The 26123-nt window shown below is 65.7% G+C and carries 25 protein-coding genes, 1 other RNA gene and 1 pseudogene; 10 read left to right on the top strand and 17 right to left on the bottom strand.

What is annotated here, in order from left to right; all coding sequences use genetic code 11:
• Positions 1-47 precede the first annotated feature (47 nt).
• Both ULB03_RS09635 and ULB03_RS09630 read right to left on the bottom strand, forming a co-directional pair.
• Positions 48-1736: a tetratricopeptide repeat protein gene (locus ULB03_RS09635; RefSeq protein ID WP_322482942.1), complete on the bottom strand. Its 1689-nt coding sequence runs from the start codon at positions 1734-1736 to the stop codon at positions 48-50.
• 180 nt (positions 1737-1916) lie between these two features.
• Entirely contained in the window at positions 1917-3578 is a 1662-nt protein-coding gene (locus ULB03_RS09630; RefSeq protein WP_322482941.1) for an electron transfer flavoprotein-ubiquinone oxidoreductase, read from the bottom strand.
• A gap of 163 nt (positions 3579-3741) precedes the next feature.
• On the opposite strand from ULB03_RS09630, the gene ULB03_RS09625 reads away from it, so the two are divergent.
• A complete protein-coding gene (locus tag ULB03_RS09625) occupies positions 3742-4623 on the top strand; it encodes a uracil-DNA glycosylase (RefSeq protein WP_322482940.1) in 882 nt (293 codons plus the stop codon).
• 122 nt (positions 4624-4745) lie between these two features.
• On the top strand, positions 4746-5429 hold the full coding sequence (locus ULB03_RS09620) for an MT-A70 family methyltransferase (protein WP_322482939.1): 684 nt from the start codon (positions 4746-4748) through the stop codon (positions 5427-5429).
• 2 nt (positions 5430-5431) lie between these two features.
• Here the strand turns inward: ULB03_RS09620 and ULB03_RS27400 are convergent, their stop codons facing one another.
• The 10 genes from ULB03_RS27400 to ULB03_RS09575 form a co-directional block, all read right to left on the bottom strand.
• The gene (locus ULB03_RS27400; protein ID WP_416211099.1) at positions 5432-5713 is read right to left on the bottom strand and encodes a type II toxin-antitoxin system RelE/ParE family toxin; all 282 of its coding nucleotides are present in this window, start codon (positions 5711-5713) and stop codon (positions 5432-5434) included.
• Positions 5710-5937 carry a hypothetical protein gene (locus ULB03_RS09615; protein WP_322482938.1) on the bottom strand — a complete coding sequence of 76 codons (228 nt, stop codon included), beginning with the start codon at positions 5935-5937 and terminating at the stop codon, positions 5710-5712. Before ULB03_RS09615 ends, ULB03_RS27400 begins: the two co-directional genes overlap by 4 nt.
• 74 nt (positions 5938-6011) lie before the next feature.
• The gene (locus tag ULB03_RS09610) at positions 6012-6164 is read right to left on the bottom strand and encodes a hypothetical protein (RefSeq protein ID WP_186455592.1); all 153 of its coding nucleotides are present in this window, start codon (positions 6162-6164) and stop codon (positions 6012-6014) included.
• Positions 6165-6415: 251 nt separating this feature from the next.
• The gene (locus ULB03_RS09605; protein ID WP_322482937.1) at positions 6416-7609 is read right to left on the bottom strand and encodes a cystathionine gamma-synthase; all 1194 of its coding nucleotides are present in this window, start codon (positions 7607-7609) and stop codon (positions 6416-6418) included.
• 49 nt (positions 7610-7658) lie between these two features.
• Positions 7659-9074 (bottom strand): pyridoxal-phosphate dependent enzyme, encoded by a 1416-nt coding sequence (locus ULB03_RS09600; RefSeq protein ID WP_322482936.1) that lies wholly within the window; start codon positions 9072-9074, stop codon positions 7659-7661.
• Between the two features lie 137 nt (positions 9075-9211).
• On the bottom strand, positions 9212-9859 hold the full coding sequence (locus tag ULB03_RS09595; protein WP_322482935.1) for a hypothetical protein: 648 nt from the start codon (positions 9857-9859) through the stop codon (positions 9212-9214).
• Positions 9856-10389 carry a dihydrofolate reductase gene (locus ULB03_RS09590; protein ID WP_322482934.1) on the bottom strand — a complete coding sequence of 178 codons (534 nt, stop codon included), beginning with the start codon at positions 10387-10389 and terminating at the stop codon, positions 9856-9858. Before ULB03_RS09590 ends, ULB03_RS09595 begins: the two co-directional genes overlap by 4 nt.
• Before the next feature lie 155 nt (positions 10390-10544).
• Entirely contained in the window at positions 10545-11597 is a 1053-nt protein-coding gene (locus ULB03_RS09585; RefSeq protein WP_322482933.1) for a hypothetical protein, read from the bottom strand.
• A gap of 165 nt (positions 11598-11762) precedes the next feature.
• Positions 11763-13262 (bottom strand): serine hydrolase, encoded by a 1500-nt coding sequence (locus ULB03_RS09580; protein WP_322482932.1) that lies wholly within the window; start codon positions 13260-13262, stop codon positions 11763-11765.
• Between the two features lie 131 nt (positions 13263-13393).
• Positions 13394-13939 (bottom strand): hypothetical protein, encoded by a 546-nt coding sequence (locus ULB03_RS09575; RefSeq protein ID WP_322482931.1) that lies wholly within the window; start codon positions 13937-13939, stop codon positions 13394-13396.
• A 291-nt stretch (positions 13940-14230) separates the two neighbouring features.
• Here ULB03_RS09575 and ULB03_RS09570 point away from each other — a divergent pair, with 291 nt between their 5' ends.
• Positions 14231-14983 (top strand): COG4705 family protein, encoded by a 753-nt coding sequence (locus ULB03_RS09570; RefSeq protein ID WP_322482930.1) that lies wholly within the window; start codon positions 14231-14233, stop codon positions 14981-14983.
• A gap of 29 nt (positions 14984-15012) precedes the next feature.
• On the opposite strand, the pseudogene thyA reads toward ULB03_RS09570, so the two are convergent.
• Positions 15013-15902, bottom strand: a pseudogene (gene thyA / locus ULB03_RS09565) (thymidylate synthase).
• Positions 15903-16040: 138 nt separating this feature from the next.
• Here thyA and ssrA point away from each other — a divergent pair.
• From ssrA to ULB03_RS09545, 4 genes are all read left to right on the top strand, one after another.
• Positions 16041-16364, top strand: a transfer-messenger RNA (tmRNA) gene (gene ssrA / locus ULB03_RS09560).
• Between the two features lie 127 nt (positions 16365-16491).
• Positions 16492-16974 (top strand): SspB family protein, encoded by a 483-nt coding sequence (locus tag ULB03_RS09555; RefSeq protein ID WP_322482929.1) that lies wholly within the window; start codon positions 16492-16494, stop codon positions 16972-16974.
• A gap of 44 nt (positions 16975-17018) precedes the next feature.
• Positions 17019-17423: a TfoX/Sxy family protein gene (locus ULB03_RS09550; RefSeq protein ID WP_322482928.1), complete on the top strand. Its 405-nt coding sequence runs from the start codon at positions 17019-17021 to the stop codon at positions 17421-17423.
• A gap of 106 nt (positions 17424-17529) precedes the next feature.
• Positions 17530-18429, top strand: a complete 900-nt coding sequence (locus ULB03_RS09545) for an AbiTii domain-containing protein (protein ID WP_322482927.1) — start codon at positions 17530-17532, stop codon at positions 18427-18429.
• Between the two features lie 93 nt (positions 18430-18522).
• On the opposite strand, the gene rpoD is transcribed toward ULB03_RS09545, so the two are convergent.
• The 4 genes from rpoD to ULB03_RS09525 form a co-directional block, all read right to left on the bottom strand.
• Positions 18523-20514 (bottom strand): RNA polymerase sigma factor RpoD, encoded by a 1992-nt coding sequence (gene rpoD / locus ULB03_RS09540; protein WP_322482926.1) that lies wholly within the window; start codon positions 20512-20514, stop codon positions 18523-18525.
• A 388-nt stretch (positions 20515-20902) separates the two neighbouring features.
• Positions 20903-21415: a hypothetical protein gene (locus tag ULB03_RS09535; protein WP_322482925.1), complete on the bottom strand. Its 513-nt coding sequence runs from the start codon at positions 21413-21415 to the stop codon at positions 20903-20905.
• On the bottom strand, positions 21325-22767 hold the full coding sequence (gene dnaG, locus ULB03_RS09530; RefSeq protein WP_322482924.1) for a DNA primase: 1443 nt from the start codon (positions 22765-22767) through the stop codon (positions 21325-21327). The genes ULB03_RS09535 and dnaG overlap by 91 nt, the downstream gene beginning before the upstream one ends.
• Before the next feature lie 87 nt (positions 22768-22854).
• Positions 22855-23313 (bottom strand): GatB/YqeY domain-containing protein, encoded by a 459-nt coding sequence (locus ULB03_RS09525; RefSeq protein WP_322482923.1) that lies wholly within the window; start codon positions 23311-23313, stop codon positions 22855-22857.
• A 391-nt stretch (positions 23314-23704) separates the two neighbouring features.
• Here ULB03_RS09525 and carA point away from each other — a divergent pair, with 391 nt between their 5' ends.
• The 3 genes from carA to ULB03_RS09510 all read left to right on the top strand — a co-directional run bounded on the left by carA (position 23705) and on the right by ULB03_RS09510 (position 26081).
• Positions 23705-24874 carry a glutamine-hydrolyzing carbamoyl-phosphate synthase small subunit gene (gene carA, locus ULB03_RS09520; RefSeq protein WP_322482922.1) on the top strand — a complete coding sequence of 390 codons (1170 nt, stop codon included), beginning with the start codon at positions 23705-23707 and terminating at the stop codon, positions 24872-24874.
• Between the two features lie 154 nt (positions 24875-25028).
• Complete coding sequence (locus ULB03_RS09515) at positions 25029-25361, top strand: hypothetical protein (protein ID WP_322482921.1); 333 nt, start codon at positions 25029-25031, stop codon at positions 25359-25361.
• A 162-nt stretch (positions 25362-25523) separates the two neighbouring features.
• Positions 25524-26081 (top strand): hypothetical protein, encoded by a 558-nt coding sequence (locus tag ULB03_RS09510; protein WP_322482920.1) that lies wholly within the window; start codon positions 25524-25526, stop codon positions 26079-26081.
• Positions 26082-26123 lie beyond the last annotated feature (42 nt).

Here is a 26123-nt window from a genome sequence, read left to right as displayed (position 1 = left end):
GGTCCTTCAACAAATCTTGGGTGTAACAAATCTTGGGTGTCAGGGGTTTACTGCGTGGCGGCGGGGTCGCGCTTCAGTTTTTCATCCAGCGCGGCCTTCAGGCTGTCCTCCGGGTTCTCCCGCGCGGCGCGCTGCCACTGGTAGTGCGCCTCCAGCCGGCGGCCGGTGGCCCAATAGGCGTCGCCCAGATGGTCGTTGATGGACGGGTCGCGGGACTTCAGCTCCGCCGCGCGCTCCAGTAGGTCCACGGCGCCGGGGATGTCGCCGGCGCGGTACTTGGCCCAGCCCAGGCTGTCGATGATGGCGCCGTCATTGGGCCGCAGCTTCACCGCCTGCTCCAGCAACTGGCGCGCCTGGTCCAGCTTCTCCCCGCGCTCCGACCAGGCGTAACCGAGGTAGTTCAGCACGCCGGGCTGGTTGGGCTGCAGTTGCAGGGCGCGCAGCAGGTCCGACTCCGCTTCCGGCCAATGTCCCATCTGGTCCTGCACCGTGGCGCGGGCGTAGTAGAGGAACCAGTCGCCGCCGCCGGGACGCCCGCCCAGGCGTTCGATGGCCTGGTTGTAGGCGGCCAGCGCCTCCGGCAGCTTGCGGTCGGCCCGCAGCAGGTCGCCCAGGCGCACCAGGGCGTCGCTGCGGTCGGGCCGCTCCGCCGCCATGGCCCGCAGGATGCCGGCGGCCTCCTGCGTCTTTTGCAGGCGGGCCAGGGCGTCGGCCTGGCGCAGGCGGGCGGCCCACAGCAGGCCCACATCCGCCTTGTCCCCCGTCTTCATGCCCAGGTCGGCGACCACGGCGGCGTATTCGGCCGCCGCCTCCGGATCGCGGCCCAGCTCCGTCAGCGTCTCACCCGCCAGCATGCGGGCGGGGGCCAGCGACGGGTCCAGATGCAGGGCCAGGCGGGCGTAGAGCAAGGCCACCTCCGCCACCTTTTCCTGGTTGATGGCCGCCGCCACGTCGAACAGCGCCTCCGCCAGGCCTTCGGTGGCGTTGGCCACCATGCGGCCGGGGTGCGGGCGGGACAGCAGGGCGCGGGCGGCGTCGCCCATGGGCCCCCTGGGATCAGCCTGCAGGATGGCCGCGACCGCCGCCTGCGCCAGGTCGGCATGGCCCATGCGCATCTCGAAATTGGCGCGCAGCATGGCCACGCGCAGCACCTGGCCGCCGTCGGACGCCTGGGCGTACCAGGTGCGCGCCGCCTCCTCATGGCCGGCCAAATCCTCGATCAGGGCGGCGTGCAGCGCCGCCATGGCGCGGAAGCTGGGCTGCGCCTCCAAGGGTTCCAGGGCCGCCTTGGCCGCCGGCCAGTCACCCTTGCGCGCCTTGACCCAGGCGGTCACCAGCGGGCGCATGAACGTGCCCAAGCCATCCTTGGGCAGCAGGTCGATGGCGTGCAGGGCGCCTGACTCATCCCCCGCCGCGACGGCGTCGGCCGCCAGCAGGGTCAGGGCCACGGGGTTGCCGTCCTTGGCCGCCACCAGGCGCTTGGCCAGTGGCAGCGCCACCTTGGTGCGCCCCAGACCGACATTGATCAGCACGGCGCGGCGCAGCAGGGTCAGGTCATCGGGGTCGGACTTGAGGCTGAGGGCCAGGAAATCGGCCGCCGCCGTCCAGTCCCCCGCCCCTTGCGCCACCTTGCCGGCGACGAAGGCGGCCAGCGGGTCGGGCCCGCCCGTCTGTTCCGGCGCCTTGGCCGCCCAGGCGGAGCCATACGGAGCCGCCGTCGCCAGCAAGCCCGCCAAAACCAATCCGGATGATGTCCGCCGCAAGAACCGCACGAGATCGCCGCCGTCTATTTAAGTCCCGATCCCTCAAGCTAATCGGGAAACGCGGCCGGAACAACCGCCCCGGTCGGACTTGGGGCGGACCGGGGCGGAAACGAAAAAGGCGCCCGGTGCGGGGCGCCTTTTCCTGAAGCGGGCTTACATATTGGGATAATTGGGGCCCCCGCCGCCCTCCGGCACCGTCCAGTTGATGTTCTGGGTCGGGTCCTTGATGTCGCAGGTCTTACAATGCACGCAGTTCTGCGCGTTGATGACGAAGCGCGGGTTCTGCCCATTGTCGTCGCGCGTCACCTCGTACACGCCGGCGGGGCAATAGCGTTGCGCCGGCTCGTCATAGGTGGGCAGGTTGAATGCGATGGGGACCGTCGGGTCCTTCAGCTTCAGGTGCGCCGGCTGGTCTTCCTCATGGTTGGTGTTGGAAATGAACACCGAGGACAGGCGGTCGAAGCTGATGACGCCATCGGGCTTGGGGTAGACGATCTTCTTGGCGTTGGCCGCCGGCACCAGGCTCTCGTGGTCCGGCTTGCCATGATGCTGGGTCCAGCCCACCAGGAAGCCCAGCTTCAGGTCGTTCAGCCACATGTGCAGGCCGCCCAGCGCCGTGCCCAGCCACAGGCCGTGCTTCAGGCTGGGCTTAACGTTGCGCACCTTGTGCAGGTCCTGGAAGACCCAGCTCTGGCGCCACTTGGCCTCCAGCGCCGTCAGCTCGTCATGGCCCTCGCTGCCCGCCACCAGGCGGTCGAACGCCGCCTCGGCCGCCAGCATGCCGGTCTTCATGGCGTTGTGGCTGCCCTTGATGCGGGGCAGGTTGACGAAGCCGGCGGCGCAGCCGATGAGCGCGCCCCCGGGGAAGGTCAGCTTCGGCACCGACTGCAGCCCGCCCTCGTTGATGGCGCGGGCGCCGTAGGACAGGCGCTTGCCGCCCTCCAGGTAGGGGCGGATCAGCGGGTGCTGCTTGAAGCGCTGGAATTCCTCGAACGGCGACAGGTAGGGATTGGTGTAGTTCAGGTGGACGACGAAGCCGATGGCCACCTGGTTGTCCTCCAGGTGGTACATGAAGGAACCGCCGCCGGTCTTGCTGTCCAGGGGCCAGCCCTGGCTGTGCAGCACCAGGCCCGGCTTATGCTTGGCGGGGTCGATCTGCCACAGTTCCTTGACGCCGAGGCCATACTTCTGCGGGTCCACGCTGTCGCGCAGGTTGAAGCGGGCCATCAGCTCCTTCGACAGGTTGCCGCGCACGCCCTCGGCGAACAGGGTGTACTTGCCGTGCAGCTCCATGCCGGGGGTGTAGCGGTCCGTCGGCTCGCCATCCTTGCCGATGCCCATGTCGCCGGTGGCGATGCCCTTGACCGAGCCGTCGTCGTGGTACAGCACCTCGGCCGCGGCGAAGCCGGGGTAGATCTCCACGCCCAGCTCTTCGGCCTGGCCCGCCAGCCAGCGGCAGACGTTGCCCAGGCTGACGATGTAGTTGCCGTGGTTGTTCATCAGGGGCGGCAGCAGCGCATTGGGAATGCGCATGGAGCCGACCTCGGTCAGGATGTAGAAGCGGTCGTCGGTGACGGGGGTGTTGAGCGGCGCCCCCTTCTCCTTCCAGTCGGGGATCAGCTCGTTCAGCGCGATGAGGTCGATGACGGCGCCCGACAGGATGTGGGCCCCGACCTCCGATCCCTTTTCGATGACGCAGACGCTGATATCCTTGTCCGCGGCGGCGGCAAGCTGTTTCAGCCGTATCGCGGCCGACAGCCCCGAGGGGCCGGCGCCGACGATGACGACGTCATACTCCATCGACTCCCGTTCCATGTCCTGTCGCCTTCTTCTTCCCTGGTTACCGGTGCGGAGTTTCCGTGGCGTTTCGATGGGGACCCGCGCGGGATGGGTCCCAACCGGGGGACGCGTCATTATTCGCGCGCGACCGCCCCATGCGGTTGATGAAGAAACACAACGGCGATGGTAGGGTCAAATCATGATTGACACGGCAAAAGCCGTCGCGGATCTGGCCTGGCTGGTCGAGATCGGCGCCGACGAAGCGATCAACGACCAGCCGACGGACTGGACCCAGGTGGCCAGCCGCAGGGCGCCTACTGCGCGCGAGGCCGGCCCGGCCCGGTCGCCGGCCAGCGCCCCGCCCGCCGCCGCCCCTGGCCGTTCCGCCACACCCCCGGAAAAAAATTCGCCTGCCCTGGCGGCCGACGGTCCCCTGGGCGTGACCGAGGCCCGGGCCAGCGCCCGCAGCGCCGCCATGGCGGCCACCACGCTGGAGGCCTTGCACAAGGCCCTGCTGGCCTTCGACGGCTGCCCCCTGCGGCAGACCGCCAGTTCCACCGTCTTCGCCGACGGCAACCCCAAGGCGCGCGTCATGCTGATCGGCGAGGCGCCGGGCGAGCAGGAGGACAGGCAGGGCAAGCCCTTCGTCGGGCCGGCCGGCGCGCTGCTGGACAAGATGCTGGCGGCCATCGGCCTGGACCGCCATGCCGAGGAGCCGGAGAAGGCGGTCTATATCAGCAACATCCTGCCCTGGCGCCCGCCCGGCAACCGCAACCCCACGGACAGCGAGATCGCCGCCTGCCTGCCCTTCATCCAGCGGCATGTGGAGATCGCGGACCCGGACATCCTGGTCTTCCTGGGCGGCATCTCGGCCAAGACCCTGCTGGCCAAGACGGAGGGCATCACCCGCCTGCGCGGCCGCTGGTTCGATTACGGCAGCCCCGGCCTGACCCGCCCCCTGCCCGCCCTGGCCCTGCTGCATCCCGCCTATCTGCTGCGCAACCCGGGCGCCAAGCGCGAAACCTGGCGGGACCTGCTGTCCCTGCGCGAGAAGCTGCGGGCTCTGCCGCCACGCCCCTGAGGGGGGCAAGGCCCAGCGGGGCGGCCCAGCGGGGCGGCCTTGCGTTTCCGCCGCCCTCATGTTCTATCTATGTTCCCAGGCCGGTGATTGACGGGCCGGACCGCACTTGGCAGCATGGCCCCATGACTTCCCCGCAGCATTCCTCCCCGTCCCCGGCGCAAGATCTGGACCCGGCGCGCGACCTGTTGGCCGTGGCCGGCAAGAAGCGCTTCGCCACCGTTCTGGCCGACCCGCCCTGGCGATTCGTGAACCGCACCGGCAAGATGGCGCCGGAGCATCACCGCCTGTCGCGCTATGGCACAATGTCGGTGGAGGAGATTTGCGCCCTGCCGGTGTCCAAGGTGCTGGCCGACACGGCGCACCTGTACCTGTGGGTGCCCAACGCCCTTTTGCCGGAAGGGCTGCAGGTCATGCAGGCCTGGGGCTTCCAGTACAAGACCAACCTGGTGTGGCACAAGCTGCGCAAGGACGGCGGGTCCGACGGGCGGGGCGTGGGCTTCTACTTCCGCAACGTCACTGAACTGATCCTGTTCGGCGTGCGCGGCAAGAACGCCCGCACGCTCGACCCCGGCCGCACCCAGGTGAACTACCTGGGCACCCGCAAGCGCGAGCATTCGCGCAAGCCCGATGAGCAGTACGACCTGATCGAGGCCTGCAGCCCCGGCCCCTATCTGGAGATGTTCGCCCGCGGCGCCCGTCCCAAATGGACCGTGTGGGGCAACCAGGCCGACGAGAGCTATGAGCCCACCTGGGACACCTACGCCCACAACTCGGCCACCCAGCGCCGCGTGGCGGCGGCGGAGTAGGTTCAGTCTTCGCTCGGCCGCCGCGCCGTGTGGCGGAATGCGTGGATGACGATACCATCCCCCATGACCTGATACAGAATCAGGTATGGATATGGCGTGGCCACCGCGCATCGAATGCCGGGACGCTTCGTGAGACGCCCGACGTGGGGGTGGGCCGCCAATATGGCGACAATGTCCTGAAGCCTGCGCTTGACGTTCCGGGCCCCCGATGGCGAGCGCTCGTCAATGTAATCCAGTATGGCTGCGAGTTCGGCGCTGGCGGCCCGCGTATAACGGACCTTCATAGGCCGTGCTTGGCCCAAATCGCCTGAATTTCCTCATCGCTGGCAAACTCACCGCGTTCAGCCTGCGCCAACGACTCCTCCAGCCCCGCTATTTCCTCATCCGTCAACGCGACCGCCGCCTGATCCAAACCAGCAAGTTGGAGAAGGACATGGGCCAGTTCGTCTTGAACCGCATCCGGCAACACGCGCACCGCTTCAACGGCTTGTTCAAGTAAGCGGGTCATTGCCGATACTCCAGATGATGCAAGCTCACTGAAGATGGCATCGACGCTATGCCGTGTCGAGACACAGGCTCGGTTCAGCGCCCCCGCCGTCCCCAGAACAGGCCGGCCTTGCGGCCGGTGGCGCGGGTGGCGGCTTGCTCCTCCAGGAAGGCCTGCTCCAGCGCCGCGATCTGCTCCGCCGTCAGGCCCAGGGGCAGGTAATCGATGTCGGACGCGGGGTTGGCCACGCGCCCACCGGAGGCGCCCCGATGAGCGGGGGCCCGCTTCGCATCAGAACCGAACAGACGCCGCATCGCCTAACCTCAAGCCAAACTGCCAATCATTGGAACGGCTTCCCGAGTTCCCGGGGCCGATTTCCCAGTGCCGATTTCATGGGCACGATGACAAAGCCATGTCGCAATGGGATGCCGCGTTTTCGCGGCAAAGGCCATGTAGCAAAAGGTTAGGCTGCCACAACCGACAGGTCTAGGCCCCGGTATTAGACCAGGGTCGTGCTGAGGGCGGCGTCCAGGTCGGCGATCAAGTCGTCCACATCCTCGATGCCCACCGACAGGCGGACCAAGCCGTCGTCGATGCCAGCGGCGGCCCGCAGCTCCGCCGGGATGGAGGCGTGGGTCATGATGGCCGGATGCTCGATCAGGCTTTCCACCCCGCCCAGGCTTTCGGCCAGGGAGAACAGCTCCGTCCGTTCCAGGAAGCGCTTGGCGGCCTCCAGCCCGCCCTTCAGGCTGACGGACACCATGCCGCCGCCGCCGCGCATCTGGCGTTTGGCCAGGGCGTGCTGCGGATGGCTGGCCAGGCCGGGATAGCGTACCCCCGCCACGGCCGGGTGGCGCTCCAGCCAGTCGGCGATGGCGGCGGCGTTGGCGCTGTGCCGCTCCATGCGCAAGGCCAGGGTCTTCAGGCCGCGCAGGGCCAGGAAGCTGTCGAAGGGGCCGGCCACGGCGCCCACGGCGTTCTGCAGGAAGCCCAGGCGGTCGGCCAGCTCCCCCTCCTCCCGCACCACGGCGACGCCGCCCACCATGTCGCAATGGCCGTTCAGGTACTTGGTGGCCGAATGCACGACGATGTCGAAGCCCAGCTCCAGGGGTCGCTGGGCATAGGGCGTGGCGAAGGTGTTGTCGCAGACCGAGATGAGGTTATGCCGCCGGGCAAAGGCGGCCACCGCCTCCAAATCCACCAGCTTCAACAGCGGGTTGGTCGGCGTCTCCACCCACAGCAACCGCGTCTGGGGCGTCAGCGCCGCCTCCAGCTTGGCGGGGTCGGTCATGTCGACGAAGCGGGAGGTCAGGCCCATGGAGCGCTTGCGCACCCGTTCCAGCAGGCGATAGCTGCCGCCATACAGGTCATCCATGGCGATGATGTGGCTGCCGGCGTCCAGCAGTTCCAGGATGGTGGCCTCCGCCGCCAGGCCGGAGGCGAAGGCGTAGCCCCGCGCCCCGCCCTCCAGGTCCGCCACGCAGCGCTCATAGGCCATGCGGGTGGGGTTCTGGCTGCGGCTGTACTCATACCCCTTATGGACGCCGGGGCTTTCCTGCACATAGGTGGAGGTGGCGTAGATGGGCACGGTGATGGCGCCGGTGCTGGGGTCCGGCTCCTGCCCCGCATGCACGGTGCGGGTGGCGAAGGCCCGTTGGTTGGAGAGGGGACGGTTGTGGCTGCGGTCGGCCATAGGGATTCCTTGGGAATGGAAGCGGGGGCGCGGGGCAGGACGGCGGGCGTCAGCCCAGCTGCCGGCGCAGATGGTTCAGCAGGTCGACGCGGGTCAGCAATCCTAGGAAGGCGTCCCCCTCCGTGACCAGGGCCACCATGTTGCGGCTGAAGATGGCGTCCAGCGCGCTGATGGGGGCGGTCACCGGCACGGTTTCCAGGCGCGAGGTCATGGCCGCGCGCACCGCCTCGCGGAAACGGGCGGGGTCGGGCTCCACATGCAGCAGCAGGTCGGACTCGTCCAGCAGGCCCACCACCCGGCCGCCCTGCATCACCGGCAACTGCGAAACGTCGGAGATGCGCATGCGCTTGTACGCCGTCAGCAGGGTGTCGTCGGGGGAGACGGTCACCACCTGGCCCTTGTCCACCCGGCGGGTCATGAGGTCGCGCAGGTCGCCCGTGCGCTCGCTAGGCAGGAAGCCCTGGTCGGCCATCCAGCCGTCGTTGAACATCTTGGACAGGTACTTGTTGCCCGTGTCGCAGACCAGGGTGACCACGCGCTTGGGCGTCGTCTGCGCCCGGCAATAGCGCAGGGCGGCGGCGAACAGCGTACCGCTGGAGGAGCCGCCCAGGATGCCCTCCTTGCGCAGCAGCTCCCGCGCCGCGTTCAGGCTTTCGGCGTCGGGGATGGTGTAGGCGTCCGCCACATACTGCAGGTCGCAGTTGGGCGGCACGAAGTCCTCGCCGATGCCCTCCACCACCCAGCTGCCCGGCTCGTCATGCCGGCCGGTCTTCACCAGGTCACGCAGGATGGAGCCCTGGGGGTCGGCTAGCACCAGGCGGGTGCGCGGGCTGGCCTCCCGGAAATAGCGCCCCAGGCCGGTCAGCGTGCCGCCGGAGCCCACGCCCACCACCATCGCGTCCAGGCGCCCATCCATCTGGCGCAGCAGCTCCGGCCCCGTCCAGCGCTCATGCGCCGCCGGGTTGTCGGGGTTGGCGAACTGGTTCATGTAGACGGCGCCAGGGATCTCGGCCGCCAGCCGCTCGGCGATGTCCTGGTAATAGTCGGGATGGCCCTTGCCCACGTCGCTGCGCGTGACATGGATGTCGGCGCCCAGGGCCCGCAGGTGGTTGATCTTCTCCGCCGCCATCTTGTCGGGGATCACCAGCACCAGGCGATAGCCCTTGGCCGCGCAGACCAAGGCGAGGCCCAGGCCGGTGTTGCCGGCCGTCGCCTCCACCACCGTGCCGCCGGGCTTCAGCCGGCCGGACCGCTCCGCCCCCTCCACCATGGCGAGGCCGATGCGGTCCTTGATGGAGCCGCCGGGGTTCTGGTTTTCCAGCTTCAGGTACAGCTCACACGGGCCGGTATCGATCTTGGTGACGCGGACCAGCGGCGTGTTGCCGATCAGGGACAGGATGGCGGGGCCATCCGGGGTGTTCTCTACTGACGCAATGGGGGCGGACGACGCGTGCGCGATCGACATGGGGCAACCCTCTCGGTCTGTTTGTTAAGCAAAACAGTGACCGATGGGCGGGGGGCTGGCAATCCCCCGTCTGTATAGACCTCTGGCACAATCACGCCGGCCGGAAAGGCTTATTGCTTTTGCCGCAGCGCAAAATATTACAAGCTTGCGACGCGCCGCTTTACTTCGAAATGTTCTGGCGGAATTGGGCGGTAATTCGCATCAATCAATCCGCGACTATGCAAAGTGGCTAGATTCTCGGCCAGATTGTCGATGCAGGCGGCGCGGTCCCAGCCTTCCAGCCAATTCTGCTCCAGGAAGGCCATGATGGCGGGCTGGCCCAGCTCCACCTCCCACAGGATGCCGATGAGGGAGGACAGGGCCTCCTCCTCGATCTGGGTTTCCTGGTCGACGCAGATGGCGGCGTTGGCCTCATCCACCCGGCCTGTCTCGGGCCCGGCGCCCAGCCCGAAATCGACCAGGCCGCGCCGCTCCGGCGGCGCCACCAGCCAGTGGCCAATCTCATGGATCAACACATAGGACTCGCTCTGGGTGCGGATGGCGCGGCCGTCCCAGCTATAGGCCTGCATGGGCAGCTCATCGATGGTTTCGATACCAAAACGATGGGCCAGCGCGATGCCGTCGGCGCGATGCTGCGGCGTGTCCACGCCCAGCGGCACCAGGTCCAGGGTGCGGGCGATGCGCTCGAACACCTCGGCAACCAGCGGGTCGGCGCCCGTCAGGCGGCCGCGCAGGTCGGCCAGGATGGGCGGCAGTTCCTCCAGCGGAATGGGGGTGAGGATCATGCCCGCTCCAGCACCACGAAGCTGTGCGCCGGGGCCGGGTCGGCCTCCACCTCCAGGGCGGGCACGTCACGCCGCGACACCTCGCGCCATTCCGCGCGGTCGAAAGTGGGGAAGAAGGCGTCGCCCTCCGGGCTGGCGTGCACCTCGGTCAGGTACAGGCGGTGCGCGGTCTTCAGCGCGGTGGCGAACAGCAGTTCCCCGCCGATGACCATGACCTCCGCCGCGCCGTCGGCCGCCGCGACCAGGCGGGCCTGCTCAATCGCGGCCTCCAGGCTGTGACACACCACGCCGCCATGGGCGCGGTAATCCTTCTTATGCGTCACGACGATGTTGGTGCGGCCCGGCAGCGGCTTGGCCCCGATGCTCTCCCACGTCCGCCGGCCCATGACCACCGGCTTGCCCAGGGTCATCTCCTTAAAATACTTCAGATCCCCCTTCAACCGCCACGGCAGGCGGTTCTCCACGCCGATGACGTTGTTGGTGGAGACGGCGGCGATGAGGGCCAAGGGAATGGGCGCGGACTCGGGCATGGGATCAAAAAGCCTGGCTGATGAACGCTCAAGGCCTGCGGTTTTACGGCAAACGGGGGATGGTGAGAATGCGGAAGATCAAGGGGCGGGGGTGCGTTAGCCGGCGGGGCGCTAGCCCCTCCGTTCAGACTTAAGTGGCATGTCCTAATATTTTATCATTTGATTCTTTGCTGCCGGTATAAGCCCGCCAAGCTTTCAGGTATCGATTTAACGAAATTCACTAAAACAGCGTCGCCGTCTCGCTCAGCTATGTCCCGCAATTGAGAAAGAGAAATATCGCCTTTTCTCATGATTATATTACGCTCAGCCGATATCAGCTCCTTTGATAGTTGAGAAAACAGCTTTTCATCACCTGACGAGAAAGCCATCTCAACAGCAATAGATTTCATGTATATGTTTGATATTTCATTCTGAAAGTATTTTATCTCAAAAACACTATATCTATACATCCTCAAGAAGAATAGGGCGAATAACTCTATCAATAATACCAAACCAGCCCTCAGAATGATATAGCTCATTGGGCTCAAATCTAGATTCGATGTTTTTGGAGCGCCCTCAGCGCTATATATGAAATACCCAAGAACCAAAAATCCAATTACCGATATAGTAGCGCCAGAAGCAATCTGCAAATTAGATCTAGAGTTCAAGGAGTCTATTTCCTCCTCAAGAGAAGAAATAGCGCTTCTACAAATTAATCTTATCTGTCCAATGTATTTATCGAATACGGACGATTTCCCGATTCTATCCGCCAACTCCGACGATATACTATCTGCAGAAATCTTCTTTATCTCATCTACTAATGATTCAACTATTTCTTTCGGTATACCATCTTCTAAATTTTTGGCAGCCCGTTCAAAAGAATTGAATCTTTCAATAAATTTCCCCATATGGCTTTCAATATCTCTTAATCTTCTCTCTTGGTCTATATACCTCCCCCCACCCCCATCGATAGACGAAATACCTGTCATAGTGTACACGGCTCTGGTTTTTATAGATTCCCTCCTCGCGTTTTGCATATAAGTATATAATAAAATTATAAAGAAAATAATGCCAAATATAATTCCAGCATATGCCATTATTATAGAAATTGTTCCGTTTCCTATTTTATCTCCATAGATTAGGGCGGCAGTTATTAAAATAATGAATGCCGCATATATTGCAAATTCGCGACCGGTTGCCTTCATTAATATTCTAATTAACTCATTCATGGTGAATTTATTCCCAAAATTATTTGCGCCTCAACATAGAGTATAGGAATCAATAACGACAAAGGCGACAGTCGTATAATAACATTGTAGACCCATCTGTTAAGAATTATCAACCTGTCGTGCAAAATTTGATTAGCCGGTCGCGCCCAAGCTAAGAACTTATCCTCAGCCGCCCGCCTTCAGCGTCCCCAGCCGCCGTTCGGCGTTCTTGTTCTTCGGGTCCAGTTCCAGCGCACGTTGATAGGCCAGGATGGCGGCCGGCTTGTCGCCGGTGGCCGCCAGCGCCTCGGCCAGGCTGTCCTGGGCGTTGCCGCTGTCGGGGTAGAGGTCGGCGGTCAGCTTCAGGATGGCCAGGGCGTTGCGGGGTTGGCCGTTGCTGAGCAGGCGGTAACCCCAGTCGTTCAGTTCCGCCTCCGGCAGCGTCACGCCCGGCTCCCGCGCCTTCAGGTCGGCGTAGAGCGCTGGCACCTGGTCGAAGCCATGGCGCTGGATGTCGACGCGCAGGGCGGCCAGACCGGCCAGCTTGGCGCCATAGAGGGCGGCCACCTGGTCGATCATGTCCTCGGGGAAGGCGCCGGACAGGTTGGTCAGGATGACCACGCCCACGTCATCCTCGGGATAAAGGAAGAAGGCGGAGCGGCCGCCGCCGGTCATGCCCAGGGCGCGGTGGCCGCCATGGTCCAGCACCTCCCACCCCAGGCCCCACTGGCCGGGGCGGCCGTCGTTGAAGGCGGCGGGCGTCCACAGCAGGCGCAGGCTGTCGGCATCGAGCAGCTGGCCCTGGGACAGGGCGATCATCCAGCGCGCCATATCCTCCGCCGTGCTGTCCAGGCCGGAGGAGGCGCGGTGCATGGGCCGGAACAGCTCATAGACCGGGTGGGGTGTCGCCACCGGGGCGCCATCCGGCCCCGCCGCATAGCTGTTGCGGTAGCCGGCGGCCTTGCCGGGCGTGACCATGCTGCTGTCGCCATAGGCGGTGTGGGTCATGCCCGCCGCCTCGATCTCCCAGTCGATGATGGGCGTGTCGGGCGCCTGGCCGGTCAGCCTGTCCACCACCCGCTGCACCAGGGTGTAGTTGGTCTGGCAGTAGTCGAAACGCTCCCCGGGCGTGAACTTCAGGGGCTGGGCCTGCACCCAGGCCCAGATGGCCTCACCCCCCACCCGCTCATCCCGGTCGCCCGGCGCGCGGTTGATGTCGGGCAGGCCGGACATGTGGGTCAGCAGTTGGCGGATGGTGATGGGGCGCCAGGCGGCGGGCAGATCGTCCAGGTACTGGCCCACCGGCGCGTCCAGGTCCAGCCGCCCGGCCTGGACCTGGCGCATCGCGGCCACGCCGGTGAAGGCCTTGGTGATGGAGTTGACGGCGAAGATGGTCTGGTTCGTCACCGGCACCGGCGTCTGCAGGTTGGCCACGCCATAGCTGCGCGACAGCACCAGGCGCCCCTGTTGGATGACAGCCACCTGCAGGCCGGGGATGCCCAGCGCCCGCATCTGGCCCTGCAGGAAGGCGTCCACCTCGGCCACCACCGGGGTCCCCTGGGGATCGGCGATGGCAGGCGCCGGGGCCGTCCGGTTGGGAGCCACCACCGCCTTGCCCGTGCCGGCCAGGCCCGCCATGGGCATCCCCAGCAGCAGTACCGCCGCGATCCCCACCCTCGCGCACATGATCCATCCCCGCATCGTTCGCTCAGCGGACACCATGCTAGCAAGGGCGGGACGGGGTGCGGAGGGCCACTCCGGTGGCCCCAAGGCCGGCGCGATCCGCCCGGACCGCCCCGGGACACAAAGCGAACGGATCAGACCTCCTGCAAGGCCAGCAGGATATGCTTCCATCCCTGATAACCCGACGTGGGGTCGGACCTGCGCCCCTGGCTTTCCAGGCCCTTGAGGGCTTGCTGGGCCGTATCGACGTAATCCACAGGCTGGTTGTCGATCTGGGCGCGCTCCGCCGCGGTGAAGGGGACGAATTCGCCGTTGGGGCCGACCTTGCCGATGGGGCCGGCCATCTGCAGCATGCCCAGCTCGGTCAGGTCGATCTTGCCGGCCTTGGCCAGCTCCTTCGAGGCGGCGATCATCTGCTTGCGGGTCATGTGGTGGTAGTCGACGGCCTTGCTGTCGTCCGTCTTGGCGCCGCCGGCTGTCGTGTCCTGGCTGATCACGTCCTTCGGGGCCGCGCTGGCCGGCGCGGCGCCATTTTGCGCCGGCGCCTGGCCCAGCGGCGTGCCCCGCACCATCCCCTTACCCAAGCCCATCTGGCCCAAGCCCATCTGGCCCAAGCCCATCTGGCCCAAACCCATCTGACCGAGGCCGGCGTACAGGTTGGATACCGAACTGACCGTCACTTTCGCCCCCTTTTTATCGGTGATGACAAAAGTGCAAGCACCCGCCGTGCCAGACGGCGGCGACCCGCCGCCCCACTGGGGAATACGGGACGGTTCTCTCTTTCAAGACGCGAAGCCGGCTGGGCAAATGAGGTCGGGCCGGCAAAATCCGCCCCTTTCACTGGGCAAAAATTGCCGGGCGCGCGGCAGGCTAAAATGCCGCACCCCCTGCCCCGGCCTTGTCCCGGTCGCCGGGCTCAGGCTGCATGCGCGCAACCATAACCGCCGCCTAAGCCGCCGCCCGTGACCGCCATGCCCAAGACAAACGACGGCGCCAAGGTGCCGCAGGTGACCCTGATGTTCTGGGTCATCAAGATCGCCGCTACCACCCTGGGGGAAACGGGGGGCGATGCCGTCACCACCTCCATGGGCCTGGGCTATCTGGCGGGCACCGTCCTCTTCGCCGTCGCCTTCGCCGCCGCCGTGGCGGCGCAGATTCGCGTCCGCCATTTCCATCCCGCCCTGTATTGGCTGACCATCCTGGCCACGACGACGGTGGGCACCACCCTGGCCGATTTCGCCGACCGGTCGCTGGGCATCGGCTACGCCGGCGGCACGGCGCTGCTGACGGGCCTGCTGGCGCTCAGCCTTGCCGGCTGGCGGCTGGCGCTGGGCACGGTTTCCGTCGCCAGCGTCACCGGCGCCCGGGCGGAAGTCTTTTACTGGGTCACCATCCTGTTTTCCCAGACGCTGGGCACGGCCCTGGGCGATTGGGCGGCCGACAGCGAGGGGCTGGGATATGGCGGCGGCATCCTGGTGTTCGCCGGCCTGCTGGCGCTGGTGGCGGCCGCCTCTGCCTGGACGTCGCTGTCGCGCACCGCCCTGTTCTGGGCGGCCTTCATCCTGACCCGGCCCCTGGGCGCCGTGGTGGGCGATTTCCTGGACAAGCCGGCGGACGCGGGCGGGCTGGCCCTCAGCCGCTACACCGCCTCCGCCCTGCTGCTGGCCTTGGTGGCCGCCTGCCTGGTGCTGGTGCCGCAGCGCGCCGCGTCAAGCCGGCACTGAGGCGGGCTGCCAGCCCTCACACCGCCCCCTCACACCGCCACATCGGCCTTGATGTGCGGGTGGGGGTCGTAGCCGGTGATTTCGAAATCCTCGAAGCGGTAGTCGAACAGGCTGTCGGCTTTGCGCTTGATCACCAGTTGGGGGAAAGGCCGCGGGTCCCGCGTCAGCTGCTCCTCCGCCTGGGGGATGTGGTTGAGGTAGAGGTGGACGTCCCCGCCCTGCCACACCAGGTCGCCCACGCCCAGGCCGCACTGGTGGGCCAGCATGTGGATCAGCAGCGCGCCCTCGCACAGGTTCCAGGGGAGGCCCAGCAGGGTGTCGGCACTGCGCTGGAAGATCAGGCCGGACAGCTTTCCATCCGCCACGAAGAACTGATAGGTCATGTGGCAGGGCGGCAGCGCCATGGCCGGCAGGTCGGCCACGTTCCAGCCGGTGAACAGCAGGCGCCGGCTGGTAGGATTGGTGCGGATGCCGTCCACCAGTTCCTGGATCTGGTCGATGACCGTGCCGTCCGGCCCTTGCCAGCGCCGCCACTGCTTGCCATAGACGGGCCCCAGGTCGCCCCACTGGGCGGCGAAGGCGTCATCGGCCAGCACGCGGGCCTCGAAATCCTCCTGGCTGATGTCCTCGCCCGTCTTCTTGCGGTAGTTGGCCAGCGGCCAGTCCGTCCAGATGCGCACCTTGTTGGCCAGCAGCGGCCGGATGCTGGTGTCGCCCGACAGGAACCACAGCATCTCGTGGATGGCCTGGCGGTGGAAAATTTTCTTGGTGGTTAGCAGGGGAAGCCGGCCGACAGGTCGAAGCGCATCAACTCGCCGAACAGCGCCTTGGTGCCCACGCCGGTGCGGTCGACCCGCGTCGCCCCCTGGTCGATCAGGCGGCGCAGCAGCGACAGGTACTGGTGTTCCGGATGCGCCATGGCGGCCCTCTCGCAGGTGAGCGCCGGGCGGCCCGGCTATCAACGGTGTCCCTACATAATGGAGCGGCCGGGCCACCGGAACCCCATATCTCATGTGACGGCAGGGGCCGGCCGGGCGCGGCCCTGCCATTCCCCGAAGGGCTTTCACTTTTGATGCGGCATCCCTATATTAGGAATGTCGGGCTTGCCCGACTATGGCGATAAACGCCTTGCGGAATAAGCGTTGCGGACCCGGGGGCGGTACCCGGCGCCTCCACCATCATGGGGGCGAATCAGGATCGACGTGCGTGGTAAAGGCATGGTTTTCGCTCGGCATGGTTCCGCCGTTATCGGGCCGTTTCATAGGTGCCAACGATAATTCGGCGCCTGCTCTTCGCATGGCCGCCTAATACCCTCAACGGGGTGTTAGCGGAAAGCTAAGAACGGGGTTCGGGGGGCGCCCGGCAACAGAAGCCCCCCACTGAATCGGCGACCAATCGCCTCGCCCTGGCCCCGCCGCTGGCGGTTCGCGCGCCCAGGCTTGCAAATCGCGCGCCGGGCGGGTCTATTGGTGGCGTCGTCTTCCCGCTATCGGAGCGTTTTGCCTACCATGTCCACCGATATCCTTCGCTACGACCGTATGGTCGAGGCCGCCCTGCGCCGGGTCGTGCGCGACGCGCTGAAGGAAGTGCAGGAGCATGGGCTGCCCGGCGAGCACCACTTCTTCATCAGCTTCCGCACCCAGTATCCGGGCGTGCGCATGCCGGAATTCCTGCGCGCCAAATACCCGGATGAGATCACCATCGTCCTGCAGTACCAGTTCTACGGTCTGGACGTGAATGATGAGCGGATCGAGGTGACGCTGAGCTTCAACGGCAGTCACGAGCGCTTGGTCGTGCCCATGGCCGCCATCACCACCTTCGCCGACCCCTCGGTCAACTTCGCCCTGCAGTTCCAGCCCCCCGATGAGGAGGAGGCGGACGAGGTGGTGGACGAGGTCATCGAGGAAGAGGCCGCGCCTGCGGCGGAGGACGACGATGCGCCCAAGCAGGGCGGCACCGTCGTGGCGCTGGACGCGTTTCGTAAGAAGTAAGGGCCGCAAGAAGTAATCCGCCCTGCGCGGGGGAGCAGCGACCAATGCCCGTCTCCCCCGATTTCCTGGACTACCTCCTGGACTTGCTTGCCCCGTTAGGGCCGGTCGAGGCGCCGCGCCTGTTCGGCGGCCGGGGCCTGACCTTGCACGGCCGCAACTTCGGCCTCATCACCCGTGACGACACCCTGTACCTGAAGGCCGACGCCGTCAGCCAGCCGGCCTTCGAGGCCGCCGGCTGCATCCGCTTCGCCCCCTGGGCCGATAAGCCCCACCGCTCGCTGGGCTATTACACCCCGCCCGAGGGCGCCATGGACGAGCCCGAGGAGCTGCTACGCTGGGCCCGCCTGGCGATCGACGCCGCCCTGCGCGCGCCGGCCAAGGCGCCGAAGAAGGCCAGGGCACCGGCGGCGGCGAAAAGGAAGAACCTGGCGGACATGCTGCTGGAGTAGGACCATCCGCAATACTTGTCGTTTTCGCATAGGTTGACCACACCCATCTAGCAGCGAAATTAGAATCGTCTACTATTAGCGGGACGCCCTTTATCGCGAGCCCCCCATGGATTCTCTCGTCATACAGCTACAAGCTGCCGCAATGAATAGCGAGACACTGATTGCCGACCTTCTTCGCATGGCGAAAACAGTCTCCGTTAAGCTCGACTTGGCTGATGTTAGAGAGTGGATAGACCACGAAATGAATGGATACCCTGACTTTAACAACTTGCCAGAATATCGAAGACTGGTCGGGACCCTGAAAGCCTTAAACCCATACCGCGGCTGGATTCCAGCCGTAATTCAAGACTCAAGATTAGAAGAAATTGTCTCAACGTGCCGAGCAAATGAACCAATCAGCTCCATAGAAGATACCATCAGAAGAACAGAAAAGGGAATTGGATACGTCTCATATTCACCAAATCAACAACAACAGCTTATTTTGTCAGATATGTTTGGCTTTAATACACAATTCCAGGTCCACATTCCAATTTCAGCAGCGATTCGGTTGCTTGATGCAGTTAGGAACAGAATATTAGATTGGTCTTTATCGCTAGAGAAGGCCGGTGTATTGGGCATTGGAATGAGCTTTACGCAAAACGAAAAGGAGAAGGTGCGAAATATGGCAAACAACACTTATAATATAAATGGGAATATCGGGGTCTTCGGAGACGTATCTAAATCGCACGTGCACACGAACCAGAGCGCTAATTACAATTCATCGGACCTTAACGACCTCGCAGAAGCCATAAGACAAATAAAAATATCAATAGAACAACTTCCTGATCAGATACAAACCCCCACGCTCTCGGCGCTCAACACAATAGAGGCCGAGATCAAGTCCCAGAGCCCTAATAGCTCCCTCATCCGACAAAGCTTAGCATCGATCCGTACGTCATGTGAAGGCGCCGTTGGGAATCTTATCGCCTCCGGCATATTGGGACTTATTGGAAGGTTCCTAAGCTAAGCGAAGCCGCATTCATATTTAATTTTGTCGCATACAAAAAGGGCGGCCCAGCGGGACCGCCCTTTTCGTTTACGCGCCCAACCCCGATGGGGATCAGGTGTCCAGGAAGCTGCGCAGCTTGCGCGAGCGGGACGGGTGCTTCAGCTTGCGCAGCGCCTTCGCCTCGATCTGGCGGATACGCTCGCGGGTCACGCTGAACTGCTGGCCCACCTCTTCCAGGGTGTGGTCGGTGTTCATGCCGATGCCGAAGCGCATGCGCAGCACACGCTCCTCACGCGGGGTCAGCGAGGCCAGGACGCGGGTGGTCGTCTCGCGCAGGTTCGCCTGGATGGCGGCGTCCAGCGGCAGGACGGCGTTCTTGTCCTCGATGAAATCGCCCAAGTGGCTGTCTTCCTCGTCGCCGATCGGCGTCTCGAGGCTGATCGGCTCCTTGGCGATCTTCAGGACCTTGCGGACCTTCTCCAGCGGCATCATCAGCCGTTCGGCCAATTCCTCCGGCGTCGGCTCGCGGCCGATCTCGTGCAGCATCTGGCGCGAGGTGCGCACCAGCTTGTTGATCGTCTCGATCATGTGCACGGGAATGCGGATGGTGCGGGCCTGGTCGGCGATGGACCGGGTGATGGCCTGGCGAATCCACCAGGTCGCGTAGGTCGAGAACTTGTAGCCGCGGCGGTATTCGAACTTATCAACCGCCTTCATCAGGCCGATGTTGCCTTCCTGGATGAGGTCCAGGAACTGCAGGCCGCGGTTGGTGTACTTCTTGGCAATGGAGATGACGAGGCGCAGGTTGGCCTCCACCATTTCCTTCTTGGCGCGGCTGGCTTCCTTCTCGCCCTTCTGCACCGTGGAGACGATGCGGCGGAACTCGCCAATGGGCAGGCGGACGCCTTCCGCGATCTCGTTGATGCCCTCGCGGACCTTCACGATCTCGGTGGCGCTGCGCTCCGCGAACTTGGCCCAAGCCTTGGAGTTGCCCTTCACCCGGTCCAGCCAGTTCGGGTCCAGCTCGGAACCGTAGTAGTGGTGCAGGAAGTCCTCGCGCTTGACCTTGCAGTCGGTCGCCAGGCGCAGCAGCTTGCCCTCGAAGCCCATCAGGCGGCGGTTCATGCCGTAGAGCTGCTCGACCAGGGCCTCGATGCGGCTGTTGTTCAGCCGCACGGAGTTGACCAGCTCGGTCAGCTCGGCCTTCAGCTTGTCGTACTTCTTGTCCTGGGCCTTGCCCGGATCCTCGCCGCGCTGGATGGCCGCCAGCCGCAGCTCCTGCATCTTGTGCAGCTTCTCGTAGGTGTCCTCGATGGTCTGGAAGGTCTCCAGCACCATGGGCTTCAGCTCGGCCTCCATGGCGGCCAGGGAAATGCCGCCCTCTTCCTCGCCGCCCTCGCCGGATTCACCGCCCTCGGCGCCTTCGGGACGCTCACCACCCTCGCCCTCGCCGGCGCCCTCACCACCCTCGGCGGCACCTTCCTCGCGCGGGGCCTCTTCGGCACCCAGCACGGCCTCGGTCAGCTCACCGGACTCCGGATCGACGCCATAGGTCGCGTCCAGGTCGATGATGTCGCGCAGCAGCATCTTCCCTTCGTTCAGGGCCTCATGCCACTGGATGATGGCGCGGATGGTCAGGGGCGATTCGCAGATCGCGCCGATCATCATCTCGCGACCGGCCTCGATGCGCTTGGCGATGGCGATTTCGCCCTCGCGCGACAGCAGCTCCACCGAGCCCATCTCGCGCAGGTACATGCGCACGGGGTCGTCGGTGCGGCCGATGTCGTCATCGTCCAGGTTGCCGGAGACGCGGCCTTCGCCATCGCCGCCGCTTTCGCCGCCGGCCTCGGAGTCCTGCTCCTCCGATTCGATGACGTTGATGCCCATCTCATTGAGCATGGCCATCGTGTCCTCGATCTGCTCGGATGAGGACTGGTCGGGGGGCACGGCGGCGTTCAGTTCGTCAATGGTGACGAACCCCCGCTCCTTGCCGCGCTGGATCATCTTCTTGAAGGCGAGGCCCATGCCGTCCATCAGCGGGCCGTCCAACTGTTCCTCACGCGCCTCGGAAACGTCCGCACTCTGCGCTGCTTTCGTGGCCATTCGCTCAATGTCCCCGACTAACTGAAATGCAAACCAACTGAACGCCGGTTCAACCCTGACAGCCGGCCTTCATGGGCGCCGGCCCATACCCTTTACTCGAAACCAGGCCCCTTACTCGAAACCAGGGCCTGAACCCGTCGGCGCCGGTCGCCGCGACAAGGCGACGAAACCGGCACTGCCAATGCCGCGGACACCCGATACCCAAAGAAAGCGCGCGTTCCCACCAAAAACAGGGCTTGGGACGAAAAAAGGCGCCGCACCGGACAAAATCCCCGGTTACGCCACCCCCTCGACATCCCTAACCGTCCGTCCAGGCCGGACCCGCATCGCCTTTTCGCGTAATCGTCGCTCCCCAGCGCCAACATCAAACAATCGTCGGGTGGCGGCGTCAGACGCCCTCACCCTCCGGATCCAGGGCATGGCCCCGGCGTATCAACTCTTCCCGTTTCAGGGCCATCAGCCGGGCCAGGGTCTCCTCGCTCGGATCCTCGGCCAGGCGCCGCTCCGCCTCGCGCAGCTCGGTCTGGAACACCAGCTCCTGGGAATTGAGCCAAACCTCCTGCCAGCCCGCCCGGGCGGACTCGGGCGTCGCCTCCGGACGGGCGTAAGAGGGCAGGTCCGCCCCCAACGTTTCATCCAGTTCATCGGCAAAGCCGCACGCTGACAAGTGGCGTCGCAAACCCGCCGCGTCAAGTCCCGAATCGTGGGACAGGCATTCGACCAGGGCCTGGCGCAGCCGTTCCAGCCCCTCGGTGGCGAAACTGATCATGGCCAGCGTCTCGCCCAGGGTCTCGAACAGCACGGGATGGTTCAGCACCACGGCCAGCAGCAGGCGCTCGCGCCAGCGCGCCGACCCGATCTCGACACGCGTGCGGAAGCGTTTGTCCCACTGCCGCGCCACCGGGAAGGGCGGGGCGCCGGGGCGCTGCCCGCGCGTGTAGCCTCCCCCGCCCCCGGCTGGAACGCCGGGCGGGCGGGACGGCCCAACTGGTACAGGCGATCTTTGAAGGCGCGGTGATAGGCGTTGCGCACCCGGGCGTCGGGAATGCGCTCCAGCTGCGCCTCCAGGGCCGCCTGCATGCCGGCCTGGGCGTCGGGCTGGGTTAGGTCGCGCTCCGCCGCCTCCATGTCCCACAGCACGTCCGTCAGCGGCCGCGCCCGGTCCAGCACCGCCTGGAAGGCGGCGGCCCCGCCGGCGCGGATCAGGCTGTCGGGATCCTCCTTCTCCGGCATGAAGGCGACACGCACGGAATGGTCGGGCATCAGCAGGGGCAGCACGCGCTCCACCGCGCGGAAGGCGGCGCGCCGGCCGGCGTTGTCGCCGTCGAAGCACAGGATGGGCAGGCGCTGCCCCTCGGGCGCCAGCTTCCACAGGGCCTGGATCTGCGTCTCGGTCAGCGCCGTGCCCAGCGGCGCCACCGCGCCCTCGAACCCCGCCATGACGCTGGCGATGACGTCCATGTAGCCTTCGGTGACGATCACCGGCTTGCCGTCCGCCGCCGCCTGGCGCGCCCGGCTCATGCCGTAGAGGATGTCGCCCTTGTGGAACAGGGGGTTCTCGGCGGAATTGATGTACTTGGGGCCTTCCCCCTCCAGGATGCGGCCGCCGAAGGCCACCACCCGGCCGCGCCGGTCGGTGACCGGGAACAGCACCCGGTTGCGGAAGAAGGGAAAGGGCGCGCGGCCGTCGTCCGGCCGCTTGAACAGCCCGGCCTCCACCATGTCGGCCTCGGTATAGCCGGCGGTGACCAGTTCCGCCCGCAGGCCGGCGCCGTCGCTGGGGGCATAGCCCAGGCGGAAGCGGGCCATGGCCTCGTCATCCAGGCCGCGGCCCCGCAGGTAGGCCAGGCCATGGCGTCCCACGGGCGCGCGCAGCTGCCCCTCGAACCAGCGGGTGGCGCGCTCCACCAGGTCGTACAGCGATTTCTCGCGCTCGAACCGCTCCCGCTCTTGCGGGCTGGCCTTGGGCACGGTCAGGCCGGCGTCGGGCGCCAGCGCCTCCACCGCCTCCATGAACGACAGATTGTCGTGGCGCATGACGAAGCCGATGACGTCGCCATGGGCGCCGCAGCCAAAGCAGTGGAAAAAGCCCTTCTGGTCGTTGACGTAGAAGCTGGGCGTCTTTTCGTTGTGAAAGGGACAGGGCGCGCGGAATTCCCGCCCCGCCCGCTGCAGGCGCACGCGCCGCATGACCACGTCCGACAGGGTCAGCCGGTTCCGCAGCTCTTCCAGGAATTGGGGCGGCAGGGCCATGGGACGTGGACGGGTCCGGAAATGTTGCGTTGATCAGCAGAAGGAGTCGGAAGGGGCCGGACGCATGCCGCCGGCCCCGGCCGGGACTCAGCCGTTCAGGGCGGCCTTGACCAGCGGGCCGACGGTGGAGAAGTCCATCTGCCCGGTGTACTTGTCCTTCAACACGGCCATGACCTTGCCCATGTCCTTCACGCTGGCGGCACCCGTATCGGCGACGGCCTGGGCGACGGCGGCCTTGGTCTCCTCCTCCGTCAGCTGCTTGGGCAGGAAGGACATGATGACGGCGATCTCCGCCTCCTCCTGCGCGGCCAGTTCCTCGCGGCCGCCCTGGCGGTAGAGGGCCACCGACTCACGGCGCTGCTTCACCATGCTCTGCAGCATGCTGCCGATCTCGGCCTCGGGGATGCCGTCCATCTGGCCCTTGGGACGCGCATCGATGTCCCGCTTCTTCAGTTCCGCCATGATCATCCGGACGGCGGACAGCGTCTGCGCGTCCTTCGCCTTCATGGCGTCCTTCATGGCCTGGGTGAAACGTTCGCGCAGCATGGGTCGGCTTCCTCAAGAGGCATCACGGCAACCGGCATCCCACCCGGTGACCCTGGTTCGGGGCGCGCACGGGACGGAAGCCAATCAATGGGGAAGGACGAACCTTAACCGCCCTATCCCTTGAGCGCCAGCGCCCAGATGACGGAGGCGCCCCCGCGCCGCAAGCATGGGGGCCATCGCTTGACCCGGCCGCCCGCCTTCTTTATGTCACAGAGAATTTCCGACGATATTGGGGCGGCCCATGGGGCATGCCCGCGCTCCAGGGGGCGGTTCCCGCCCCGCCTAGACGCGCGCCCACAAGGTCGAGCCGGAAGAGATTGAGAGGGCACGTTCAAGGGCGGTTGCCACGACCGCCGTCCGGAATGCGCCCCGCAGCGAATGGATTGACGAGATGACCGCAGCCGCCCCCACCCGACCCCCGCAGCCTGAGGGCGCCACCGGCGTGCTGGTCCTGGCGGACGGCAGCGTCCATTGGGGCAAGGGCATCGGCGCCGCCGGCCAGTCGGTGGGCGAGGTCTGCTTCAACACCTCCATGACCGGCTACCAGGAAATCCTGACCGATCCGTCCTACGCCGGCCAGATCATCACCTTCACCTTCCCGCACATCGGCAATGTCGGCACCAACGACGAGGACATCGAGACGGTGACCCCGGCGGCCCGCGGCCTGATCCTGCGCGCCGACATCACCGAGCCGTCCAACTGGCGCGCCACGCGCGGCCTGGACGCCTGGCTGAAGAGCCACGGCCTGGTGGGCCTGGGCGGCCTGGACACCCGCGCCCTGACCCGCCGCATCCGCGACGGCGGCGCCCCCAACGGCGTCATCGCCCATGCGCCGGATGGCAAGTTCGACCTGGACGCCCTGGTGGCACAAGCCCAGGCGTGGCCGGGCCTGGAAGGCATGGACCTGGCCAAGGACGTGACCTGCGGCCAGACCTTCACCTGGGATGAGAGCGCCTGGACCATCGCCGGCGGCTACGGCCGCCAGACCGAGCCCAAGCACCACGTCGTGGCCGTCGATTTCGGCGCCAAGCGCAACATCCTGCGCTGCCTGGCCAATGCCGGCTGCCGCGTGACGGTGGTGCCCGCCACCGCCACGGCGGAGGAGATCCTGGCCTACAAGCCGGACGGCGTGTTCCTGTCCAACGGCCCCGGCGACCCGGCCGCCACCGGCACCTATGCCGTGCCCATGATCCAGCAGATCGTGGCCAGCGGCCTGCCCCTGTTCGGCATCTGCCTGGGCCACCAGCTTCTGGCCCTGGCGCTGGGCGGCCAGACCACGAAGATGGACAAGGGCCACCGCGGCGCCAACCACCCGGTGAAGGACCTGGCCACCGGCCGGGTGGAGATCACCAGCCAGAACCACGGCTTCGTCGTGCTGCCGGAAAGCCTGCCGGACACGGTGGAGGTGACCCACGTGTCGCTGTTCGACGGCAGCAACGAGGGCATCCGCCTGAAGGACAAGCCGGTGTTCTCCGTCCAGTATCACCCTGAGGCGAGCCCCGGTCCGGAGGACAGCCATTACCTGTTCGATCGGTTCATCGAGAACATCGCCGCCCGTTAAGCCGGCAATACTGGCCGAAATACTGACGGGTTTAGGGTTGCGGGGCCGGTGAAGCCAGCTTCACCGGCCCTCACCTTTTGCGCCCGCCCGACCCCCTCGTAAAAATTCCGAACCGCTGCTATAAATTTCGTTTGACAGCGGCATGAGGCCAATAATGGGCGTGTTCGACTTCCTGAAAAAGGACGTGATTGAGAAGGTGAAGGTGCCGGCGTTGGCCGCCAGCGTCGTCATCAACTCGAAAACCTATGCCATCAACAACATGGCGGCGAACAGCTTTACCGCCACCGGCGCCGGCGGATTGGGCCAGGGCGCCACTTTCCGCATGAAGGTGGCGTTCAAGGACAGCAAGGAAAACATCGCCTTCATCTGCGATGGCCAGGTGGCGGCGGTGGTGGGCAAGGACGCCAAGATCAACTTCGTCAACCTGGATGAGGCCCGCCGCCTGAAGGTCGCGGGGTTCCTGACGCGCTATCTGCGGTCCCGTTGATTGACGCAGTCTGATAAAATTTTAAATAAATCCATCTAATACAGTTTTCATCATTTGACGCGCCGACTCCCGCCGAAGGTCGATCGGTGATAGTCTTAAGTGATGCGCGTCTATTCTCGTCTTTTACCGGTAGCCCTGACGGCGGCCTTTCTGGCCGCGGCGATGGCCCATGCGCAGACGATGCCGCAGGCGACGCCCGTGTCCGGCAGCCCGGCGCAATGGATGGTCCACCCCACCCCGTCGCACGACCCGATGAAGCTGGCCCAGCCGCAGCCGGGCCACATGGGTGCCGGCCCCTACGACCCCAGCCCGCCGCCGGCGGTCGCCCTGCCCCTGCCACCGCGCTATACCCAACCGCGCATCGTCTATGCCTTCGCCGGCCCGGCGGGGCGCATGATGACGGTGTCGCGGGAGCTGTCGGACGCCTGCCGCCGGGGTCGCTTCACCCAGCGCGTCAACATGCTGTACCGCGCCTTCGGGCCCAAGGAGACGCCGCTGGGCGTGGCCTATGGCACCTGGGCCATCAACCTGGTGGACCCCGACCGCAAGCGCGAGGCCGGCACGGTCTATTTCTTCGACAAGCAGGACACGGCGCGCTGCACCGTCTACACCGCGCGGCAGGACGTGCTGCTGCCCTGGTACTACGGGCCCGGCGGCGGCTATGGCAAGGACCCGGCCGGCGCGAGCCCGCCCCCCGGCGGCCCCCCGCAAGCCCCCTAAGCCCCTGGTTCGACGCGGATCAAGCCCTGGTTTCGGCCTTGG

This window comes from Nitrospirillum goiasense (genome assembly GCF_034427435.1).
Taxonomy (GTDB): domain Bacteria; phylum Pseudomonadota; class Alphaproteobacteria; order Azospirillales; family Azospirillaceae; genus Nitrospirillum.
This window is presented reverse-complemented; position numbering and strand designations above follow the sequence as displayed.

Coding starts and splice junctions, on each gene's coding strand:
- ULB03_RS09630 (WP_322482941.1), bottom strand. CDS start 3,578: ATGGAACGGGAGTCGATGGAGTATGACGTCGTCATCGTCGGCGCCGGC.
- ULB03_RS09625 (WP_322482940.1), top strand. CDS start 3,742: ATGATTGACACGGCAAAAGCCGTCGCGGATCTGGCCTGGCTGGTCGAG.
- ULB03_RS09620 (WP_322482939.1), top strand. CDS start 4,746: ATGACTTCCCCGCAGCATTCCTCCCCGTCCCCGGCGCAAGATCTGGAC.
- ULB03_RS27400 (WP_416211099.1), bottom strand. CDS start 5,713: ATGAAGGTCCGTTATACGCGGGCCGCCAGCGCCGAACTCGCAGCCATA.
- ULB03_RS09615 (WP_322482938.1), bottom strand. CDS start 5,937: ATGACCCGCTTACTTGAACAAGCCGTTGAAGCGGTGCGCGTGTTGCCG.
- ULB03_RS09605 (WP_322482937.1), bottom strand. CDS start 7,609: ATGGCCGACCGCAGCCACAACCGTCCCCTCTCCAACCAACGGGCCTTC.
- ULB03_RS09600 (WP_322482936.1), bottom strand. CDS start 9,074: ATGTCGATCGCGCACGCGTCGTCCGCCCCCATTGCGTCAGTAGAGAAC.
- ULB03_RS09595 (WP_322482935.1), bottom strand. CDS start 9,859: ATGATCCTCACCCCCATTCCGCTGGAGGAACTGCCGCCCATCCTGGCC.
- ULB03_RS09590 (WP_322482934.1), bottom strand. CDS start 10,389: ATGCCCGAGTCCGCGCCCATTCCCTTGGCCCTCATCGCCGCCGTCTCC.
- ULB03_RS09585 (WP_322482933.1), bottom strand. CDS start 11,597: ATGAATGAGTTAATTAGAATATTAATGAAGGCAACCGGTCGCGAATTT.
- ULB03_RS09580 (WP_322482932.1), bottom strand. CDS start 13,262: ATGTGCGCGAGGGTGGGGATCGCGGCGGTACTGCTGCTGGGGATGCCC.
- ULB03_RS09570 (WP_322482930.1), top strand. CDS start 14,231: ATGCCCAAGACAAACGACGGCGCCAAGGTGCCGCAGGTGACCCTGATG.
- ULB03_RS09555 (WP_322482929.1), top strand. CDS start 16,492: ATGTCCACCGATATCCTTCGCTACGACCGTATGGTCGAGGCCGCCCTG.
- ULB03_RS09550 (WP_322482928.1), top strand. CDS start 17,019: ATGCCCGTCTCCCCCGATTTCCTGGACTACCTCCTGGACTTGCTTGCC.
- ULB03_RS09545 (WP_322482927.1), top strand. CDS start 17,530: ATGGATTCTCTCGTCATACAGCTACAAGCTGCCGCAATGAATAGCGAG.
- rpoD (WP_322482926.1), bottom strand. CDS start 20,514: ATGGCCACGAAAGCAGCGCAGAGTGCGGACGTTTCCGAGGCGCGTGAG.
- dnaG (WP_322482924.1), bottom strand. CDS start 22,767: ATGGCCCTGCCGCCCCAATTCCTGGAAGAGCTGCGGAACCGGCTGACC.
- ULB03_RS09525 (WP_322482923.1), bottom strand. CDS start 23,313: ATGCTGCGCGAACGTTTCACCCAGGCCATGAAGGACGCCATGAAGGCG.
- carA (WP_322482922.1), top strand. CDS start 23,705: ATGACCGCAGCCGCCCCCACCCGACCCCCGCAGCCTGAGGGCGCCACC.
- ULB03_RS09515 (WP_322482921.1), top strand. CDS start 25,029: ATGGGCGTGTTCGACTTCCTGAAAAAGGACGTGATTGAGAAGGTGAAG.
- ULB03_RS09510 (WP_322482920.1), top strand. CDS start 25,524: ATGGCCCATGCGCAGACGATGCCGCAGGCGACGCCCGTGTCCGGCAGC.